17 protein-coding genes are annotated in these 17,725 nt (G+C 65.5%); 13 read left to right on the top strand and 4 right to left on the bottom strand.

Annotation, left to right across the window (positions count from 1 at the left end; all coding sequences use genetic code 11):
• Positions 1-25: 25 nt before the first annotated feature.
• A complete protein-coding gene (locus tag DCM79_RS00490) occupies positions 26-1,150 on the bottom strand; it encodes an HD domain-containing phosphohydrolase (RefSeq protein WP_257178031.1) in 1,125 nt (374 codons plus the stop codon).
• A 248-nt stretch (positions 1,151-1,398) separates the two neighbouring features.
• Between DCM79_RS00490 and DCM79_RS00485 the strand changes: the two genes are divergently transcribed.
• The 13 genes from DCM79_RS00485 to DCM79_RS00425 all read left to right on the top strand — a co-directional run bounded on the left by DCM79_RS00485 (position 1,399) and on the right by DCM79_RS00425 (position 14,212).
• A complete protein-coding gene (locus tag DCM79_RS00485) occupies positions 1,399-1,722 on the top strand; it encodes a lipid asymmetry maintenance protein MlaB (RefSeq protein ID WP_257178030.1) in 324 nt (107 codons plus the stop codon).
• Positions 1,722-2,087, top strand: coding sequence for a response regulator (locus tag DCM79_RS00480; RefSeq protein ID WP_018317043.1), 366 nt, complete (start codon positions 1,722-1,724; stop codon positions 2,085-2,087). The genes DCM79_RS00485 and DCM79_RS00480 overlap by 1 nt, the downstream gene beginning before the upstream one ends.
• Positions 2,084-4,177: a chemotaxis protein CheA gene (locus DCM79_RS00475; RefSeq protein WP_257178028.1), complete on the top strand. Its 2,094-nt coding sequence runs from the start codon at positions 2,084-2,086 to the stop codon at positions 4,175-4,177. The genes DCM79_RS00480 and DCM79_RS00475 overlap by 4 nt, the downstream gene beginning before the upstream one ends.
• Entirely contained in the window at positions 4,177-4,638 is a 462-nt protein-coding gene (locus DCM79_RS00470) for a chemotaxis protein CheW (protein ID WP_257178027.1), read from the top strand. Before DCM79_RS00475 ends, DCM79_RS00470 begins: the two co-directional genes overlap by 1 nt.
• A gap of 37 nt (positions 4,639-4,675) precedes the next feature.
• The gene (locus tag DCM79_RS00465) at positions 4,676-6,373 is read left to right on the top strand and encodes a methyl-accepting chemotaxis protein (protein ID WP_257178026.1); all 1,698 of its coding nucleotides are present in this window, start codon (positions 4,676-4,678) and stop codon (positions 6,371-6,373) included.
• A 64-nt stretch (positions 6,374-6,437) separates the two neighbouring features.
• Positions 6,438-6,926, top strand: a complete 489-nt coding sequence (locus DCM79_RS00460; RefSeq protein ID WP_257178025.1) for a chemotaxis protein CheW — start codon at positions 6,438-6,440, stop codon at positions 6,924-6,926.
• Positions 6,927-6,985: 59 nt separating this feature from the next.
• Positions 6,986-8,791, top strand: a complete 1,806-nt coding sequence (locus DCM79_RS00455; RefSeq protein ID WP_257178024.1) for a methyl-accepting chemotaxis protein — start codon at positions 6,986-6,988, stop codon at positions 8,789-8,791.
• Between the two features lie 142 nt (positions 8,792-8,933).
• Entirely contained in the window at positions 8,934-9,788 is an 855-nt protein-coding gene (locus DCM79_RS00450; protein WP_257178023.1) for a protein-glutamate O-methyltransferase CheR, read from the top strand.
• 17 nt (positions 9,789-9,805) lie between these two features.
• Entirely contained in the window at positions 9,806-10,897 is a 1,092-nt protein-coding gene (locus DCM79_RS00445; protein ID WP_257178022.1) for a chemotaxis response regulator protein-glutamate methylesterase, read from the top strand.
• A gap of 5 nt (positions 10,898-10,902) precedes the next feature.
• Entirely contained in the window at positions 10,903-12,627 is a 1,725-nt protein-coding gene (locus tag DCM79_RS00440) for a chemotaxis protein (protein WP_257178021.1), read from the top strand.
• 150 nt (positions 12,628-12,777) lie between these two features.
• On the top strand, positions 12,778-13,224 hold the full coding sequence (locus DCM79_RS00435; protein ID WP_257178020.1) for a hypothetical protein: 447 nt from the start codon (positions 12,778-12,780) through the stop codon (positions 13,222-13,224).
• Between the two features lie 106 nt (positions 13,225-13,330).
• Positions 13,331-13,612: a hypothetical protein gene (locus DCM79_RS00430; RefSeq protein ID WP_106951322.1), complete on the top strand. Its 282-nt coding sequence runs from the start codon at positions 13,331-13,333 to the stop codon at positions 13,610-13,612.
• A gap of 153 nt (positions 13,613-13,765) precedes the next feature.
• Positions 13,766-14,212 carry a CHRD domain-containing protein gene (locus DCM79_RS00425; RefSeq protein ID WP_257178019.1) on the top strand — a complete coding sequence of 149 codons (447 nt, stop codon included), beginning with the start codon at positions 13,766-13,768 and terminating at the stop codon, positions 14,210-14,212.
• Between the two features lie 47 nt (positions 14,213-14,259).
• Here the strand turns inward: DCM79_RS00425 and DCM79_RS00420 are convergent, their stop codons facing one another.
• From DCM79_RS00420 to DCM79_RS00410, 3 genes are all read right to left on the bottom strand, one after another.
• A complete protein-coding gene (locus DCM79_RS00420) occupies positions 14,260-14,625 on the bottom strand; it encodes a VanZ family protein (RefSeq protein WP_257178018.1) in 366 nt (121 codons plus the stop codon).
• An 86-nt stretch (positions 14,626-14,711) separates the two neighbouring features.
• Entirely contained in the window at positions 14,712-16,298 is a 1,587-nt protein-coding gene (locus DCM79_RS00415) for an EAL domain-containing protein (protein WP_373568096.1), read from the bottom strand.
• 603 nt (positions 16,299-16,901) lie between these two features.
• Positions 16,902-17,075 (bottom strand): hypothetical protein, encoded by a 174-nt coding sequence (locus tag DCM79_RS00410; protein ID WP_164718874.1) that lies wholly within the window; start codon positions 17,073-17,075, stop codon positions 16,902-16,904.
• Between the last annotated feature and the right edge of the window lie 650 nt (positions 17,076-17,725).

Here is a 17,725-nt window from a genome sequence, read left to right as displayed (position 1 = left end):
CCGCGGCAAGCTGTTGCTCGAATGGTCAGGCCGCCGGGACGGGCTCGGCCGGACGGCTCTCCGCTGCGCTCTCTGAATCGGGAACGAGCGGGGCTTCGGTCTTCTGAAACGGCGTGGCCTGCTGCCCCGCGGCGATCTCCACGACCTCGTTCCAGCGCGACAGAAACGCATCGATGCAGGCCGGGTCGAATTGCCGCCCCCGGTGCTCAATCAGGTAGTTGCGCGCCGCCTCGAGCGGCATCGGCTCCTTATAGGGTCGCCGCGTCGTCAGGGCGTCGAACACGTCGGCGACCGCGACGACGCGTGCGGCCACCGGAATCTCCTGCGCTTCGAGCCCGTTCGGATAGCCCGCGCCGTCCCAGCGCTCGTGATGACCTGCGGCAATCTGCGCACCGAGCTGAATCAGCTCGCAGCTCGAATCCGCCAGGATCCGTTCGCCGATCGTCGCATGGGTCCGGATCACCGCCATCTCCGCGTCGGTCAGCCTGCCCGGCTTGAGCAGGATGTTGTCGGGAATGGCGACCTTGCCGACATCGTGCAGCGGCGCGGCCAGATAGATGTCGCGGCAGAGCCGGGCCGGCAGGCCGAGCTGCTCGGCGATGATGCGGCTGTATCGGGCGACCCGCAGCGTGTGCTCGCCGGTGTCGTTGTCGCGATACTCGACCGCGAGCGCGAGCCGCAGGATGATCTCCTCCTCGCGCTCGCCGAGCTTTCGTGTCGCTGCCGCGACTTCACTGGCCAGATGCGCGGCACGATCGCTGAGCTTGCGCACGGCTGCACCAAGCTGAATCAAGTTCCGCAGGCGCACCGTCATCTCGACGCTTTGCGGTTGCTTGGGCAGGAAATCGGTTGCACCGGCCTGCAGCGCTTCCATCTTGACGTCGTCGGTCTGGCGCGAGGTGATCATCGCGATCGGAATGTCGGCACGGCCGGGCAGGGTACGGAAGAGGCGGATGAAGCTGATGCCGTCCATGTGCGGCATCTCGTAGTCGACCAGCACGAGGTCGAAAACGCGCTCGCGTGCGCAGGCCAGCGCTTCGACGGGATCGAGGAAGGTGGTGGCTTCGACCAGACCTTCGGCCTCGATGTGACGTTTCAGGAAGTTGAGGACGGAGCGGCTGTCGTCAACCAGGAGCGCTTGGGTCAGCATCGGTGGCCGGGGCTCTCTTCGCTGGCAAAGGCACGGACCCCACGCATAACCCGGCGGATTTAACGCGAAGCAAATGCGCTACGGCCCGCGTCGCTGGCTGTCATTTAAGCAGGCTGTGCATGCCTGCATATAACCTGCGCGAGTTCCGACCGAATGTCACCCGTAGTTGTACGGATCGTCGCGTTAGGAGTTTGCTCATGGGATTCGCGTCAAACGTGTAGCGGAATTTTAGCAAAGGCGGGGCTTTGATGGCGCTCGATCCGACGGAGCCGAAATGGTCGCTGCGGTTACCCGCCGATTGCAGCATCGCTGCTGTTCGCAGCGTTTATGATCTCATTCGCGAGGCCTTCCGGCGCGAGCAGCGGCTCGAGATCGACTGCTCCAGCGTCGACAAAGCCGACGTGACCTCGATCCAGCTGCTGCTGTCGACCGCCAAGACCGGCGAGGCCCAGGGCCGGCCGGTGGTCCTGACCTCCTTCTCACAGTCTCTGCGTACCACCCTTCGTCGCGCCGGCTTCGCCAGCGAGGCGATGATCGATCAGCATTTCCCGCAAAGGAAAGATGGCACCTGATGGCCACGATTCTCACGGTCGACGATTCCCCCAGCATCCGCCAGATGATCAAGGTCGTGCTCGAGCCGGCCGGCCACAGCGTGATCGAGGCGGGCGACGGTGCGCAAGGGCTCGCCAAGGCCCAGGCCGGCAAGCTCGACCTCGTGATCACCGACCTCAACATGCCCGTCATGAACGGGCTCGAGTTGATCCGGGCCCTGCGCAAGCTGCCGAGCGCGGTCGGCATGCCCATCGTATTCCTGACCACCGAATCGAACGACACCGTGAAGCAGGAAGCCAAGAGCGCCGGCGCCACCGGCTGGATCACCAAGCCGTTCAAGCCGGAGCAGCTGCTCGCCGTGGTCGGCAAATTGGTGCGCGCATGAGCGCGATGGACCCGACCGAGATCTTCCGTCAGGAAGCCAGCGAGCTCTTCGAGGTGCTCGAAGGAGCCCTGCTCGATCTCGGTCTGCGTCCCGACGACCGCGAGCTGGTCGATTCCGCCTTCCGCGCCCTGCATACGATCAAGGGCTCGGGCGCCATGTTCGGCTTCGACAAGGTGGCGTCCTTCACCCACGAATTCGAGACCGCTTTCGACCGCGTCCGCAAGGGCGAGATCAAGCCGACCCAGGAGCTGATCTCGGTCGCGCTCGCCGCCAAGGACTATATCCGCGCGCTGATCGAGGATCCCCAGTCGACCGACGACGTCATCGGCGAAGCCATCCTCGACGACCTCAAGCGCTTCGTCACGGCCGACCAGCCTGCCGCTCATGTCGTGGACATCGCCGAGGCGCCGCCGCTGGCGCCTGGCGCGAGCAAGCAGGCCGGCTGGCACCTGTATCTCGAATTCGAATCCCACATCCTGCGCAACGGCTCGAACCCGCTCGATCTCCTGGAAGATCTCTGCAAGCTCGGCCCCTGCTTCGTCGTGCCCGTCACCGACGGCGTCCCGTTCCTGGACGAGATGGATCCGGAAGACTGCTATCTGAAGTGGGACGTCAAGCTGCACGCGGCCTGCGACAAGGACGCGATCGACGACGTCTTCATGTTCGTCCAGGACGAGATGAAGCTGACGCTCTCGCCGCTCGAGCAGGCCGAGGCGCCCGTGCCGGCGCCGCTGTTCCAGTTGCTCGACGAGGAGCCGGTCGTCGCCGAGACGGCTGCGCCGGCGGTCGAGCCTGCGCCGGTCGTCGAACAACCCGTCGCAAAGGCGGAAGTCGAAGTCGCGCCCGAACCCAAGCCCGAGATCAAGCGTGAGGCGGCGCCCGCGCGCCGCGAGGAGGCCAAGCAGGATCGCGGCATCGCCACCGTTCGCGTTCAGGCCGAGCGCCTCGACGAGTTGATGGACCGCGTGGGCGAGCTCGTCATCGCGCAGGCGCGTCTGACCCAGCTCGCTTCGTCCGGCTCCGACCTCTCGATCAAGATGATCGCCGAGGAAATCGAACGTCTCGCCTCGTCCTTGCGCGATACCACGATGGGCGCGCGCATGGTGCCGATCGGTTCGCTGTTCGGCCGCTTCCGCCGCCTGGTGCACGATCTCTCGCGCGATCTATCGAAGCCGGTCGAATTCGTCACCTCGGGCGAGGACACCGAGCTCGACAAGACCATGATCGAGTGCCTCGCCGATCCGCTGGTGCATCTGATCCGCAACGCCATCGACCACGGCATCGAGGACACCGCGACCCGTGCGGCCAATGGCAAGACCGAGCAGGGCCGCATCGAGCTCGCCGCCGTGCATTCCGGTGCACAGGTCTTGGTCACCGTGAAGGACAACGGCGGCGGCCTCAATACCGCGCGCATCCGTGCGAAAGCGGAAGAGCAGGGCCTAATCGCGCCCGGAGCCGTGCTGACCGATCACGAAATCCATCAATTCCTGTTCCACCCCGGCTTCTCGACCGCGCAGACCATCTCGGCGCTGTCGGGCCGCGGCGTCGGCATGGACGTGGTCAAGCGTACCATCGAGAACATGCGCGGCTCGATCGACCTGTCGACCAGGCCCGGCGAGGGGACCACCGTGACGCTGCGTCTGCCGCTCACGCTCGCGATCATCGAAGGTCTGCTGATCCGCGTCGGCGAGGGCCGCTACATCATTCCGCTGTCCGCGGTGGAGGAATGCATCGAGCTGACCGCCGAGGACGAACGCTCCCGCGGCCGAAATTTCCTCAATGTGCGCGGCAATCTGGTGCCCTTCCTCCGGTTGCGCGAGATCATGACCGCATCGGGCGCGCCCGACCGGCACCAGAAGACCATCATCATCTCGACCGGCGAGACCCATGTCGGTCTCGTCGCCGACCAGATCATCGGCAACCACCAGACCGTGATCAAGTCGCTCTCCAAGCTGCACTCGGACGTCACGATGTTCTCGGGCGCGACGATCCTGGGTGACGGCACGGCGGCGCTGATCCTCGACGTCGCGCAGCTGGTCGCGCTGGCGCAGTCGAAGGTCGAAAAGCAGCACATCAGCGAGGCGGCGTGATGAACGACGGTTTGACTGACGAGCGTCAGACGGGCGCGATGCAGGTCGTCATGATCGGCCTCGGCGAGGAGAAGTTCGCGCTCGATGCCGGCCTCGTGCGCGAGATCATCGATCCCGTTCCCGTGACCAGGGTTGCGGGTGCGCGGGCCTTCGTTCCCAGCGTGATCAACGTGCGCGGCAACGTCATTCCGCTCGCCGACCTGCGCATCCGCTTCGGCATGCCGCAGCTCGACGACACCGCCGATACGCGCATCGTCGTCATCGAGCTGGAGCTCGACGGCGAGCCGGTGCTGGTCGGCGTCACCGCCGACAAGGTCTACGAGGTCACCGAGATATCGCAGACCGACGTGCAGCAGACGCCGCGGGTCGGCATGCACTGGAAGCCGGAGTTCATTCGCTTCATCGCCAAGTGGCGTGAAGAGTTCGTCATCGTTCCGAACATGGAACGCATCCTGAATTGAAGTTGGGGTCTCGGGGCGAGACCTGTGGGGGCTGGAAATGAGATTTACGGTCAAGGCCAAGCTGGCCAGCGCGTTTGGTGTGCTCCTGGTGCTCTCGATGGCGGCAGGCGGCCTCGCCTATGTGAAGCTGACCGAAATGATCGAGACTGCCGATAATCTGGTGTCCCGCGCCGGCCGGATGGAGCGTGCGGCCGAGATCGAGAGGGGGATCCTGACCCAGGTTCGGTCCGAGAAGAATCTGCTTCTGGCGCCCGATAGCGAAGCGGATGGCTTCGTCGCCGAGATCGCAAAGCAGCGCGAGGCGCTTCTCAAGCTGAAAGAGGAGATTCACGCCGCAGCGTCCCCGGAAGGCAAGAAGCTGATCGAGAATTTCGCCGCCGCCTACGCCCGGATGAATGCCGTTCAGGACGACGCGCTCAGGACCGCCCGAACGAACAGGCCGAAAGCCGTCGAGCAGTCCGCGGTCGAGGTTCGTAAGGCGGTCCGCGAAGCGATGGACGCCGCCCACGTTTATATCAGCAACGTCAAGAAGAACATGGCGGACCGGGCCGCCTTGGCGCATGAGGACGGCAATCGCGCCCACGTCATGCTGGTCTCGGCGGTGGGTGCATCGCTCGTGATCGGCCTGATCGCAGCGATCTGGATCTCTCTCAGCATCTCCCGCGGGCTCGGCCGTGCGGTCGGCCTCGCCGGTGCCGTGGCGGGCGGCGACCTGACCCAGACCATCAACGTCGCCAGCAATGACGAGATCGGTGATCTCGTGAAGTCGCTGAACACGATGGTCGCGAAGCTTCGTCAGGTCGTCGAGGAGGCTCTCACCGCGGCCAGCAACGTCTCCGCCGGCAGCCAGGAGCTCTCCGCCAGCGCCGAGCAGCTCTCGCAGGGCGCGACCGAGCAGGCTTCGTCCGCCGAGGAAGCCTCTTCCTCGATGGAGGAGATGGCCTCCAACGTGAAGCAGAACGCCGACAATGCCAACCAGACCGAGAAGATTGCGGCGCAGTCGGCCAAGGACGCCGAGGCCAGCGGCGTTGCCGTCGGCCGTGCCGTCGAGGCGATGCAGACCATCGCCGAGAAGATCACCATCGTGCAGGAGATTGCGCGTCAGACCGACCTGCTCGCGCTCAACGCGGCGGTGGAAGCCGCCCGCGCCGGCGAGCACGGCAAGGGCTTTGCGGTGGTCGCTTCCGAAGTGCGCAAGCTCGCCGAGCGCAGCCAGGCGGCTGCGGCGGACATCGGCACGCTCTCGACGGAAAGCGTCAAGGTCGCGCAGGAGGCGGGCCAGATGCTGTCCAAGCTCGTGCCCGACATCAAGAAGACCGCGGAGCTGGTGCAGGAGATCACCGCGGCCTGCCGCGAGCAGGACGTCGGCTCGGCCCAGATCAACCAGGCCATCCAGCAGCTCGACAAGGTCGGCCAGCAGAACGCGAGCGCCTCCGAGCAGGTGTCCTCGACGTCCGAGGAGCTCGCCTCGCAAGCCGAGCAGCTGCAATCGACCATCTCGTTCTTCCGGATCGAGGACGCCGTGCGCAAGGACAAGGCGGCTGCCGAGCCGATCGACCGCGCCGTCGGCCAGCTCCGGGCCAAGGCCGCGCATATGGCGGCGGCCGACCGCGGCACGAAGAAGCCGGTGCCTGCCCGCAAGCCGGCGCGTGCGATGAAGGTCGCCGGCGGCGGTGGCTTCGCCTTCGACATGGATGACGGCGACGACGATCGCGACGCCGAGTTCCAACGCTGATCAACCGGTCCGGCCTCGTGCCGGACCGCGCTCATTTCCAATCTTCGGAACCCCGGACCGCATCATGGCCGCAACCTCGCAATATCTGACGCTCGGGCTCGCCGGCGAGACGTTCGGCATCAGCATCCGCAACGTCCGCGAAATCCTGGACATGCGGCCGATCTCGCGGCTTCCGCACGCGCCGGACTTCCTGCTCGGCATGATCGACGTGCGCGGCAGCGGCTATCCGATCGTCGATCTCCGCACCAAGCTCGGCCTGCCGGCCGTGGCCGCCACCGAAGCGACCCGCATCATCATCCTGGACGTGCCGATGAAGGATCGTCTGGTCGGCGTCGGCTTCGTCGCCGACTGCGTATTCGAGGTCACCGACATCGACGAGCAGGCGATCGAGCCGGTGCCCGAGGTCGGCGGCAAGTGGCAGTCCGACTATGCCGCCGGCATCGGCCGCAAGGGCGAGAAGTTCGTCGTGATCTTCGATCTCGCCAAGCTGATGGCGAACGACAAGTTTCCGGAAGGGCGCGCCGCCGGCGCGGATGCGCCCCGCGCCGCCTGAGTTACGAGCGTAAAGCGTTGCCGAATAGCAATCCCAAATTTGAACCGATGAGATCGACCATGAGATTCACCGTCAAGGCCAAGCTCGCAAGCGCGTTTGGCGTCGTCATTCTGCTCTCGATGATCGCAGGCGCCGTCGCCTATCTGAAGCTCAACGACACCGTCAACACGGCCGAGCATCTGTCCCAGCGTGCGGCCCGTCTTGCAAAGGTTGCCGAGCTGCAGGAGAGCGTGCTGCTCCAGGTCCGGGCGGAGAAGAACGCGATCCTCGCGTCGTCTGAGGCAGACCAGGAGAAGTTCACCAGCCAGATTACGCAGCTTCGCGAGAGGGCGCTGAAGGTCAAGGACGAAGCCTATGTCGGCGCGAGCGAGACCGGCAGGAAGATGATCGATGCCTTCGCCACCACCTATGCTGCCTCGAATACGGTCCAGGACGAAACCCTTCGGATGGCGCGGCAGGAGAAGGCCAAGGCCGCCGAGCATTCGATGAATCAGGGCCTGAAGTCGACCACGCTGGCTCTGAATGCCGCGACCGATTACATCAACTACGTCAAGAAGTCGATGGCCGAGGAGAGCGCCGAAGCGCGGCATGAAGGCAGCCGGGCGATCATCATGCTGCTTGCGCTGGTGGCCACATCGCTGCTCATCGCAGTGGTAGCCGCGGTCTGGATTGCCCTCAATATCAGCCGCGCGCTGGCACTTGCAGTCGGACTCGCCGATGCCGTTGCGATTGGCGATCTCTCGCAGAAGATCGAGTCATCCAGCAATGACGAGATCGGCGATCTGATCAAGTCGCTCAACACGATGACCACAAACCTGAACCAGACCGCGGCCGTCGCCAACGAGATCGCGCAGGGCAATCTCACGGTCGAGGCCAAGCCGCTGTCGGACAAGGACACGCTGGGCCTGGCGCTCGAGCGCATGGTGGAGAAGCTCCGCCAGATTGTGTCGGAAGCTCTGACCGCGGCGCAGAACGTCTCGGCCGGCAGCCAGGAGCTCTCCGCCAGCGCCGAGCAGCTCTCGCAGGGTGCGACCGAGCAGGCTTCGTCCGCCGAGGAAGCCTCCTCCTCGATGGAGGAGATGGCCTCCAACGTGAAGCAGAACGCCGACAACGCCAACCAGACCGAGAAGATCGCCGCGCAGTCGGCGAAGGACGCGGAAGCTTCCGGCGCAGCGGTCGGCCGCGCGGTCAACGCGATGCAGACCATCGCCGAGAAGATCACGATCGTGCAGGAGATCGCGCGCCAGACCGATCTGCTGGCGCTCAACGCGGCGGTCGAAGCCGCCCGCGCCGGCGAGCACGGCAAGGGCTTTGCGGTGGTCGCCTCCGAGGTGCGCAAGCTCGCCGAACGCAGCCAGGCCGCCGCGGCGGAGATCGGATCGCTGTCATCCGAGACCGTGAAGGTGGCGCAGGAGGCCGGCGCCATGCTTGCCAAGCTGGTTCCGGACATCAAGAAGACCGCCGAGCTCGTCGAGGAGATCACCGCGGCCTGCCGCGAGCAGGACGTCGGCTCGGCCCAGATCAACCAGGCGATCCAGCAGCTCGACAAGGTCGGCCAGCAGAACGCCAGCGCGTCCGAGCAGGTGTCCTCGACCTCGGAGGAACTCGCCTCGCAAGCCGAGCAGCTGCAGTCCACGATCGCCTATTTCCGCATCGAGCAGGCCGCGAAGAGCCAGGCGCCGGCGCCGATCGACCGGGCGGTGAGCCAGTTGCGCGCCAAGGCGGCCACCATGGCCGCTGTCGAGCGCCCGGCGAAGAAGGCCGTGCCGGCCAAGCCGGCGCGCGCCGTGAAGGTGGCCGGCGGTGGCTTCGCCTTCGACATGAACGACGGCGGGGACGATCGGGACGCCGAATTCCAGCGCTAGATCGCGACTCCCGCGGACCGGCTCACCGCACGGCGGGTGAACCGGTCCGCCTACAACGACTTCGCCAACGCTTAGGATCGAAGATGGCCCGTACGGCCCGACATTCAGGACAGGCGGCCATCCCGGACCGGGGCACGCGGCCATGATGCCCGCCGTGCAGGATACGGCCGTCCATCTGTCGGACCGGCACTTCCGGACCATCGCCGAACTCATCGAGGGGCAGGTCGGCATCAAGCTGCCGCAGGGCAAGCGGCTGATGCTGGAGGGGCGGCTGCACAAGCGCGTGCGCGCGTTGAACTTCTCCGACCTCAACGAATATGTCGAGAACCTGTTCGAGCCGGATCATTTCGACAGCGAGCTCACCCATCTCATCGATGTGGTGACGACCAACAAGACCGACTTCTTTCGCGAGCCCCAGCACTTCACCTTCCTGCGCGACGTCGCGGTGCCCGCTCTGCTCAAATCCCATCGGCGCAACAACGCGAAGCTGAAGATCTGGAGCTCGGCAAGCTCCACCGGCATGGAAGCCTACACGACCGCGATGGTGCTGGACGACATGACGCGGAACGGCTCGCGCTTTCAGTACCGCGTCCTCGGGACCGACATCTCGACCGCCGTGTTGCGGCTCGCCAAGACCGCCATCTACACCAGGGACGTGCTCGCCCCGGTGCCGGAGCCCTTCGTGAAGCGATATTTCCTGTCGTCGCGGGACAAGTCGCGCGGCGAGGTGCGGGTCGTGCCGGAATTGCGGCGGATGACGCATTTCATGAGAATGAATCTCATGGACGCGTCCTATCCGGTCGACCGCGACGTCGACATCATCTTCTGCCGCAACGTCCTGATCTATTTCGAGCGCGAGACGCAGCGCAAGGTGATCGAGCGGTTGTGCAGCCATCTGCGGCCAGGAGGCTATCTCCTGGTCGGCCATTCCGAATCGATGATTCACAGCGCCGTGCCGGGTCTGAAGCAGGTCCAGCCCACCATCTTCCAGGTTTGATCGGAGCGCCGCACACAATGCCGAAGGAGAAAGTTCGCGTGCTGATCGTGGACGATTCGGCGTCGGTGCGCCAAATCCTGCAGACGATCCTCAACGATGACCCCGATATCGAGGTGATGGCAACGGCCTCGGATCCGTTCGTGGCGGCGCGTCGTCTCCAGAACGAGATTCCCGACGTCATCATCCTCGACCTCGAGATGCCGCGCATGGACGGCATGACGTTCCTGCGCAAGATCATGGCGCAGCGTCCGATCCCGGTGATCATCTGCTCCTCGCTGACCGAGGAGGGCTCGAACGTGATGTTCGAGGCGTTCGAGGCCGGCGCGGTCGACATCGTGCCGAAACCGAAGATCGACACGCGGCAGGCGCTGCTCGAATGCTCGACGCGGCTCCGCGAGGCCGTGAAGTCGGCGGCGCGCGCGCGGGTGCGCCCACGCGCGGAACGCCGGGCCATCGAGAAGAAGCTGACCGCCGACGCCATCATCCCGCCGCCGGTGCAGAGCCGGGTGCGGCCGACGACGGAGCGCATCGTGTGCATCGGCGCCTCGACGGGCGGGACTGAAGCGCTCAACGACGTGCTGGAGATGCTGCCGGCGCACTCCCCGCCGCTCGTCATCGTCCAGCACATGCCGGCAGGCTTCACCGCGGCCTTCGCCAGGCGGCTCGACGGCGTCTGCCAGATCAGGGTCAAGGAGGCTGAGGACGGCGAGCCGGTGCTGCCGGGCAGCGCCTATATCGCGCCCGGGGCCCGGCACATGCTGCTCCAGCGCATCGGCCTGCGCTATCAGATCGCGATCAAGGACGGTCCGCCGGTGTCGCGGCATCGCCCCTCGGTCGACGTGTTGTTCCGCTCGGCGGCCCAGCATGCCGGCGCCAATGCGCTCGGCGTCATCATGACCGGCATGGGCGATGACGGCGCGCGCGGGATGCTGGAAATGCGCAAGCTCGGCGCCTCGACGCGGGCGCAGGACGAAGAGAGCTGCGTGGTGTTCGGCATGCCCAAGGAGGCCATCGCCTATGGTGGCGTCGAGAAGGTCGTGTCGCTGCATCAGATCCCGCGCGAGATCATGCACTGGTATCAGGCCGGGCACGCGGCGGTGGCGGGTTGATGGCCATGTCCCTCGTTCCGGCCAATACGCTTGCTGAGGCGACCGCGGCGATCGAGGACGTCTCCTCGCGCATCGAGGAGGTCTTCGCGCGCGTCGGTCACGACCTCGGGCGCGGCCACCTCATCTTCCAGGAACTGAACCAGGGCTTGGCTGCGCTCTCGGGCGAGCTCTCCGGCGCCGAGATCGAGGGCGCCGCGACGGCGCTGCAGGAGATCGCCGCGCGGCTGAGCGAGCTGGCGCGGGCGCTGCCGGCGGAAAGCGCGCTGCTGGAGACGATCGGCAAGAGCGCGGCGGAGGCGTCTTCGCTGCTCAAGCCGCTGTTCAAGCACATCCAGATGATCACCATCATCGCGCGCAGCGCGCGGATCGAGGCTGCCTCGCTCGACGGCGACCGCGAGGGCTTTCTCGCCTTCACCCAGGAAGCCTATGATCTCGGCAAGGCCGTGCAGGGCTCGATCGAAGGCTGCGCGCGGGACCAGCAGCGCCTGTCGGAAGCGGTCGCCACCGCCTCCGGACGGCAGAGGGAGTTCGAGAGCCGCTACCGGGCCCAGCTGATGTCGGAGAGCGCCGAGCTCGGCGCCGCCCATTCCGGCCTGCGCGACCAGCGCAGCAAGAGCGGCCATCTGGCCGAGCGCGCCAGTTCCAGCACCCGGAAGATCGCCGACGCGGTCGGCAGCGCGATCATCTCGCTGCAGGCCGGCGACAGCACGCGTCAGCGTCTCGAGCACGTGTGCCACGGTCTCGGCCTCGCGCCGGCCGCCGCGCCGAGCCTCGTTCCGGAGCCTGTCCCGGGCGACGACGTCATGCGCGCGATTTGCCGATTGCAGGCGGCTCAGCTCAGGGATGCCCAGCGCGAGTTCGGCGGCGACATCGGCCAGATCGTCGGCGCGCTCACCGCCATCCTGCGCGACGCGGGCAGCGTCGCCGGCCATGGCCGTACGCTGTTCGGCGGCGAGGAGGACGGCTCGTCGTTCCTGACGCGCGTCAAGCAGGCGCTGGCGCACGCGTCGAACCTGATCGCCACCTGCGACAGTGCGGGCCGCTCGGTCGACGAGGCGCTCGCGATCCTCGAGGACACGCTGGCAAAATTTCGCCAGGCGATCGCCGGCCTCGCCGAGGCGACGGTCGACATCACGCTGATCGGAATGAATGCCGGCCTCAAGGCGAGCCATCTCGGCAGCCGCGGCAGCGCCTTCGTCGTCATCGCCAACGAGCTCAAGGCCACCGCCGATCTGGTCTCGGCGGGGGCCGCGCGTCTGAGGCCCGTGCTCGACGGGATCGAGCGCTCGGCCCGGGAGCTCAAGGAGCTGCGCGTGCAGGGTGATCCCACGCAGCTTGCCAAGCTCGAGCCGCAGATCCTGCTGGCGCTGCGCGAGGTCGAGGCCGGCAATGAGCGGCTCGGCAAGCAGATGAGCCGGCTCGTGAACGAAGGCGCGGAATTCGAGAGGCTGATGAATTCGGCCCAGGGCCTGATGACCACGCTCGGCGAAAGCTCGGCGGCCTTGCCCGCGGTCGCGACGCGGCTGGAGACGGCGGCGGCGGGTGCGCAGCGGCTTCAGGTGGAGGTGCAGGATCAGGCAATCCTGGACGATCTCTTCGCGCGCTACACGATGGAGCGCGAGCGCGACGTTCATCGCGACTTCCTGCAAACGATCGGGCTTGAGTCGGCCGCCGCATCGCGCCGGGTCGAGGCGGCCGAGACCGCGGACGACGGCATAGAATTGTTCTGACGTGCCGCAGCGATCGTCTCGCGCGGCAAGGTCAATTTGACGGGTCGGCTTTGCAGGGCATTAACCGTGGCGGAATGCTCGCCGCATCGGTCATTGTCGCGCCGCAGACTTGGGTTGCAGATACCGGTGAAATCTACGGTGGATGCTTCCATGATGCGAGACGGCAAATACGCGGCCTGGTTCAGGACCCCGCGCGGCCAGGGCACGGGCATCGTGCATCTGGCGGATGGACGGATCTTCGGTAGCGACAGCTTCTTCACCTATGGCGGCTCCTATCGGTTCGCTGACGACCAGCACTTCACGGCGGTTCTGACCACGCGGCGATATGCCGAGGGCCCGCCGACCGTGTTCGGTCCTGATGAGGTCGAGGTCGAGCTCGCGGGCGTGTGCAGCGGCGCGCTGGCGACCTGCTCCGGAAAAGCCAAGCAGGCGCCCGACGTGCTATTCGAGGTGACGCTGATCTTCTGCCAGGAAGACGCGCCGGCCGTGGAAACGCGGTCCGCTGTCGTGAAGCTCAATGACAAATTGCCCAAGGGGCTCGACAGCCGTTCGCGGTCGCGCCAGTTCCCGCTGCCTCCGAGGCCTCCCGCGTCTTAGCCTTGCGTTGACGCTATCGCAGCGAAGCGGGCTGCGAATGCGCCGCGGCAACGGTGCATTTAGGGGCGGAACGTTACGATGAGGCCGCAATGAAGGACGGACGAACATGCCTCAGATCTGGATGACATACGACGAACTGGCGACGCTCAGCGATTGTACGCCCGCGGAAGCCAGAATGCGGGCCATCCATCTGTCGCTCGACCGCCGCAAGAGCCGCGACGGCGCAACGCGCGTCAAGCTTGACCTGGCGCTGACGGCCAAATTCTTCGCCTCCGTCCGCGAAGCGGATTTCGATCTCGACGGCGCCATCGCCGCGCTCCAGAGCACCCACAGGCAAATGGCCGAACTCCTGACACCGACCGGGTTCCGCGAACGCGGTGCAGCCTGAGCGCTGCGCCTTATATTGCCGGGCTCACCGCAAGAGCGGCGCCCGTTGATCTCCGCTGTCTTTTCGAATCAGGCATAGTCCTGTCTCCGGAATTTTGAGCCGGGGGCCGGGGTTTCAACCGCAACGGGCCGTAGAGCCCGCGAGGAGAATGCCATGAGGAAAGCCAAGGATCGGATCGGCGTGACGCTGTGGGGAACGGCGCTGCTCGGTGGGCTGCTGATGGTCGCAGCCGCGCCGTCGCGTGCGGAGATCGTCAAGCTGCAGGCCGAGCTCAAGGGCAGCAATGAAGTCCCGCCGAACAATTCCCAGGGTTCAGGCAGGGCTGAGGCCACGTTCGATAGCGAGACCAAAGTCCTGACCTATACCGTCACCTTTACCGATCTGTCGGGGCCGGCGATGGGTGCTCATTTCCATGGTCCGGGTGAAGCGGGCAAGAACGCCGGCATCGCTTTGCCGTTCAAGACGGTTCAAAGCCCGATCCAGGGCAGCGCCACGCTGACGGACGCTCAGGCGGCCGATCTGTTGGCCGGGAAATGGTACGCGAACATCCATACGGCCGCCAACCCGGGCGGCGAATTGCGCGGACAGATGATGAAGTAGGGATGATGTCCCGGCGGCGCTGAAGAGGTTGTCGGCGCCGCGTTCGTTCAGGCTGGCGGCCGGGGCAGGAAGGCCAGGATCGTCTGGGCGAGGAGGACGCCGACGGTGCCGCCCGCCGCCTTTTGCAGCACGTCGAGGAAGCCCGGATCGCGATCGGGGATCAGTGTTTGCAGGACTTCCAGCCCCATGGCGACGGCCACGACGAGCGAGCAGGCCAGAGCGAGCCGGCCGGGCAACAGGAAGGACAGCAGGAATCCCAACAGGCCGTAGGCGCTGAAGCGCTCGATCACGACGATCCAATAGGCCTCGTGATGCCCCATCAGCGCAGGCCGTCCCGCCAGCCTTGCCAAGGTGGCATAGACGATGAGGGCGAGGCAGATGGCCGCGGCTGCGATGAGGTGATTTCGACGCATGGCCTACCATAGCCGCCCGGATGCGATCCCGCCTTCGAAAGACGCGAACATCGTTAAAGCGCCTGGTTGGGCGCCGGCGGGGATGGTCAGGCGACCAGGACGTCGCCAGCCGGTGCCGCGGCTGCGGAATGGCGGCGCGACTCGACCAACTCGCTGAACTTGCCGAATGGGAGCGGGGCGGCGACGAGATAGCCCTGTCCTTCTTCGACACCGGACGCGATCAGGGCGCGGCGCTGCTCCTCGGTCTCGATTCCCTCCGCGACGACCGTCATCCGAAAATCCCTGGCGAGCGCGACCAGCATCTCGACGATCGTCGTGGTCGATGCATCCACGGTGATGGTGTCGACGAAGAACTTGTCGATCTTGATTGCGCTGGCGCCGAGCCCCTTCAGCCGCGACAAGCCGCTATGGCCGACACCGACGTCGTCGATGGCGACGCGGAAGCCATGGTCACGCAGCTCCGCCACCACGGTCGCGGCGTGCGCGAGATCGTCGAGCTCGTCGCGCTCAGTCACCTCGACCACGATCTGGCGTGCGGAGATTCTCGCCGTCAGGACCGTGCGCCGCAGCGTCTCGACGAAGCCGGCGCTCAGCAGGTGCTTCGGCACGACGTTCACGGACATCTTGAAGCTCTTGTCCGCTTTCAGCACGACTTGCAGATCGGCGAGCGCCGATCGCAGGATCTGCCAGGTCATCGCCTGGATGCGCCCGCTGGATTCGGCCAGCGGAATGAAGTTCACCGGCGGCACCACCGAGCCGTCCTTCCGGACCCAGCGCGCCAGCACCTCGCATCCGGTGATACGGCCGGTCCTGAGGTCGAAGATCGGCTGGTAGTACGGCTTGAATTCGCCGGCTGCGAGGGCGCGATCGAGGTCGGCGACTGGCCCTTCCGTCCGGCGGCTGCGTGCCAGCAGGATGCCGAAGAGTGCACCCAGCCAAAGCGCGACCGCGAGCGCCGGCCAATACGCCTCGCTGTTCCAGCTCGAAAGCACCGCCTGCTCGAGCCGGATCGTGGCGTGAAGCGGCAGGCGCGCGGACCGCCTGTCGAAGCTGATCGGCCCGGGCAGCGGCTTGTCGGCATCGAGCCGGAACTCGCCGAGCTTCTCGCCATTGCTCAGGGCGAGGATCACCTCGCTATGCGCGCGCAGCTCGGCGGGCATCAGATCGAACAGGCCGGAATTGATGCCGACGATCGCGACCAGTGCCGAGTTGGGATTGACGTCCCTGAGCACCCCCAACGCGTCACCGCCGAACTGCTCGACGCGGAATAAAGCGAGCTGCTTGTCCTGCGAGGGCAGCATGTCGCGGCGATCCGCCCATCCCTTGTCGAACTCGAGCGTCTCGGAATAGGCCGAGCAGATCACCGATCCGTCCGGATTGACGAGACGGACGTCCTTGATCGCCGAGCGCTGGTAGACGTGGAGCCGGATGGCTTGCAGCGCCGCCGGCGCGCAGCTGGCAAGATCGCGCTTGGCGAGCTCGTCGAGGCTTGCTGCGGCGAAATCAACCGCAAGTTCGGATCGGCGCAGAACCACCTCGGTCAGCTCGTTCAGCTGGTGCACCTGCTGGTGGCGAATGACGGCCTCTGCCGCGAAATGGCCCGCCAGCCCAAACGCCATCATGCTCGCAAGCACGAGCGCCACAAACGGAAGGTTCGGTCGCTGGTGTCTCATCCGGTCCGGGCGGAATTCAGGAGAGGCAGGGACTGATCTTGGCAATGACCTTGAGAATTATCTTGGGAATTGTCTTGGCAATTGATCCTAGCCAGCGAGGGCTAAGATAGGGTTTAACGGGCGGACGGCCCGGAAGGGCGACCGCGTAACTTGCCTGACCGATGGCCGGCGCGGCCCAAGCATGAAAGTTGAGCAGTATGATCAGGACGTTAAGCCTTCTCCTGTCGTTGGTCCTCGGAACCGCAATGGCCTCCGCGCAGGGGACCAAAGACCAGCCAGCGGGCAATCAGCCCACCAGCCGCAGCGGCGCTGCGACGAATTCCGGCTCGGACAGCATGGGCGGAGCTTTCAAGGGGACGGGGACACCGAACTACGGAACCAGCCCCGGGATGGGCTCCCAGAAGAAGACGCGCAACTAGGTCTGAACGGCCGGGCGGACTGAAAGACGGGACGCTTGGTCGCGTTCACCGGAGGCGGGCGGAGACGGCCTCCGGCTGGTTGCCTTGGTTCCGCCCCTCACGGCGAGAACTGCACGGCGTTCGGAAGGAAGGAGATGCTGCGCTGGCGGGCAAAGCTGCCGTCGGCGGCGAGCTGTTTCCAGGACTAGCCCTTCTTGCCGGTCTTCGACTTCAACGAAAGACCAAGCCGCAAAGCCATGCGCTTGATCGCATCCGGCGAGCGGCCGAGAAGTTTCGCCGCCTGCTCCAGCGAAGCCGAAGACTTGGCCAATTCCATGAGTCGGCGGTCTTCCTTGAACGACCAGGGCTTGCGCGCCATAACCGAAATGATCCTCTTGTCGACACAATGACAAAGCCGCCAAGCGACCCATGTTCGCTCGACGGCTTTGCTTGGGTGGGGCCAGGCTTGGGGGAGCCCGGTGCGAAGATGGATATGCGTTTGGTGAGACTTCGCAACAAACAACGCGGATTAAGCTAACCGCTCAACCTTACCGCGACAAAATCGGCGGCGAGGCACCGTATGACTCGGGTGAACGAGGGTTCATGGTGTCGGCGGGTCGAGCTCTGGTAAGAAGAACTGGAGCCTCTTCACCGCACTCGTGCCGATCAATCTTCAAGCACCACGTTGCACAAACTTCATCTTCGTCTGACGAAAGTTTCGGCGCTGCCGATCTTGAAGTCGGCGCAACGAAAAGATGAAAATGAGCGCGGGAGGAACGTTCCGGCAAACGTGGGACATTCCAAATGACGGCAGTCTTGGTCTTGGTTTCGATTTTCGCGGCGGGCTTTGGTTGCGGCTATGGTGTGAGGGCATGGCGCTCGCGGAGGCGATCGGCGCGATATCGTCTTTACGCGCCCTATACCCCCGCCTCGATGGCGACCGGCCGAACCCAGCCGCCATCATCGTAGACGACGCGCGCCCCAACTCGAAAGTCGTGGCGAATTCGAAATAACCATGTGCGGTTAGGT

This window comes from Bradyrhizobium sp. WBOS07 (assembly GCF_024585165.1).
Taxonomy (GTDB): domain Bacteria; phylum Pseudomonadota; class Alphaproteobacteria; order Rhizobiales; family Xanthobacteraceae; genus Bradyrhizobium; species Bradyrhizobium japonicum_B.
The sequence above is the reverse complement of the archived record's forward strand: the minus strand, read 5'-3'. Positions and strand labels throughout refer to the sequence as shown.

What these genes read in the sequence shown, in the direction of transcription:
- DCM79_RS00490 (WP_257178031.1), bottom strand. Translation starts at nt 1,150, where the DNA reads ATGCTGACCCAAGCGCTCCTGGTTGACGACAGCCGCTCCGTCCTCAAC.
- DCM79_RS00470 (WP_257178027.1), top strand. Translation starts at nt 4,177, where the DNA reads ATGAACGACGGTTTGACTGACGAGCGTCAGACGGGCGCGATGCAGGTC.
- DCM79_RS00475 (WP_257178028.1), top strand. Translation starts at nt 2,084, where the DNA reads ATGAGCGCGATGGACCCGACCGAGATCTTCCGTCAGGAAGCCAGCGAG.
- DCM79_RS00410 (WP_164718874.1), bottom strand. Translation starts at nt 17,075, where the DNA reads ATGGCGCGCAAGCCCTGGTCGTTCAAGGAAGACCGCCGACTCATGGAA.
- DCM79_RS00415 (WP_373568096.1), bottom strand. Translation starts at nt 16,298, where the DNA reads ATGAGACACCAGCGACCGAACCTTCCGTTTGTGGCGCTCGTGCTTGCG.
- DCM79_RS00480 (WP_018317043.1), top strand. Translation starts at nt 1,722, where the DNA reads ATGGCCACGATTCTCACGGTCGACGATTCCCCCAGCATCCGCCAGATG.
- DCM79_RS00440 (WP_257178021.1), top strand. Translation starts at nt 10,903, where the DNA reads ATGTCCCTCGTTCCGGCCAATACGCTTGCTGAGGCGACCGCGGCGATC.
- DCM79_RS00455 (WP_257178024.1), top strand. Translation starts at nt 6,986, where the DNA reads ATGAGATTCACCGTCAAGGCCAAGCTCGCAAGCGCGTTTGGCGTCGTC.
- DCM79_RS00425 (WP_257178019.1), top strand. Translation starts at nt 13,766, where the DNA reads ATGAGGAAAGCCAAGGATCGGATCGGCGTGACGCTGTGGGGAACGGCG.
- DCM79_RS00465 (WP_257178026.1), top strand. Translation starts at nt 4,676, where the DNA reads ATGAGATTTACGGTCAAGGCCAAGCTGGCCAGCGCGTTTGGTGTGCTC.
- DCM79_RS00460 (WP_257178025.1), top strand. Translation starts at nt 6,438, where the DNA reads ATGGCCGCAACCTCGCAATATCTGACGCTCGGGCTCGCCGGCGAGACG.
- DCM79_RS00450 (WP_257178023.1), top strand. Translation starts at nt 8,934, where the DNA reads ATGATGCCCGCCGTGCAGGATACGGCCGTCCATCTGTCGGACCGGCAC.
- DCM79_RS00430 (WP_106951322.1), top strand. Translation starts at nt 13,331, where the DNA reads ATGCCTCAGATCTGGATGACATACGACGAACTGGCGACGCTCAGCGAT.
- DCM79_RS00420 (WP_257178018.1), bottom strand. Translation starts at nt 14,625, where the DNA reads ATGCGTCGAAATCACCTCATCGCAGCCGCGGCCATCTGCCTCGCCCTC.
- DCM79_RS00485 (WP_257178030.1), top strand. Translation starts at nt 1,399, where the DNA reads ATGGCGCTCGATCCGACGGAGCCGAAATGGTCGCTGCGGTTACCCGCC.
- DCM79_RS00445 (WP_257178022.1), top strand. Translation starts at nt 9,806, where the DNA reads ATGCCGAAGGAGAAAGTTCGCGTGCTGATCGTGGACGATTCGGCGTCG.
- DCM79_RS00435 (WP_257178020.1), top strand. Translation starts at nt 12,778, where the DNA reads ATGATGCGAGACGGCAAATACGCGGCCTGGTTCAGGACCCCGCGCGGC.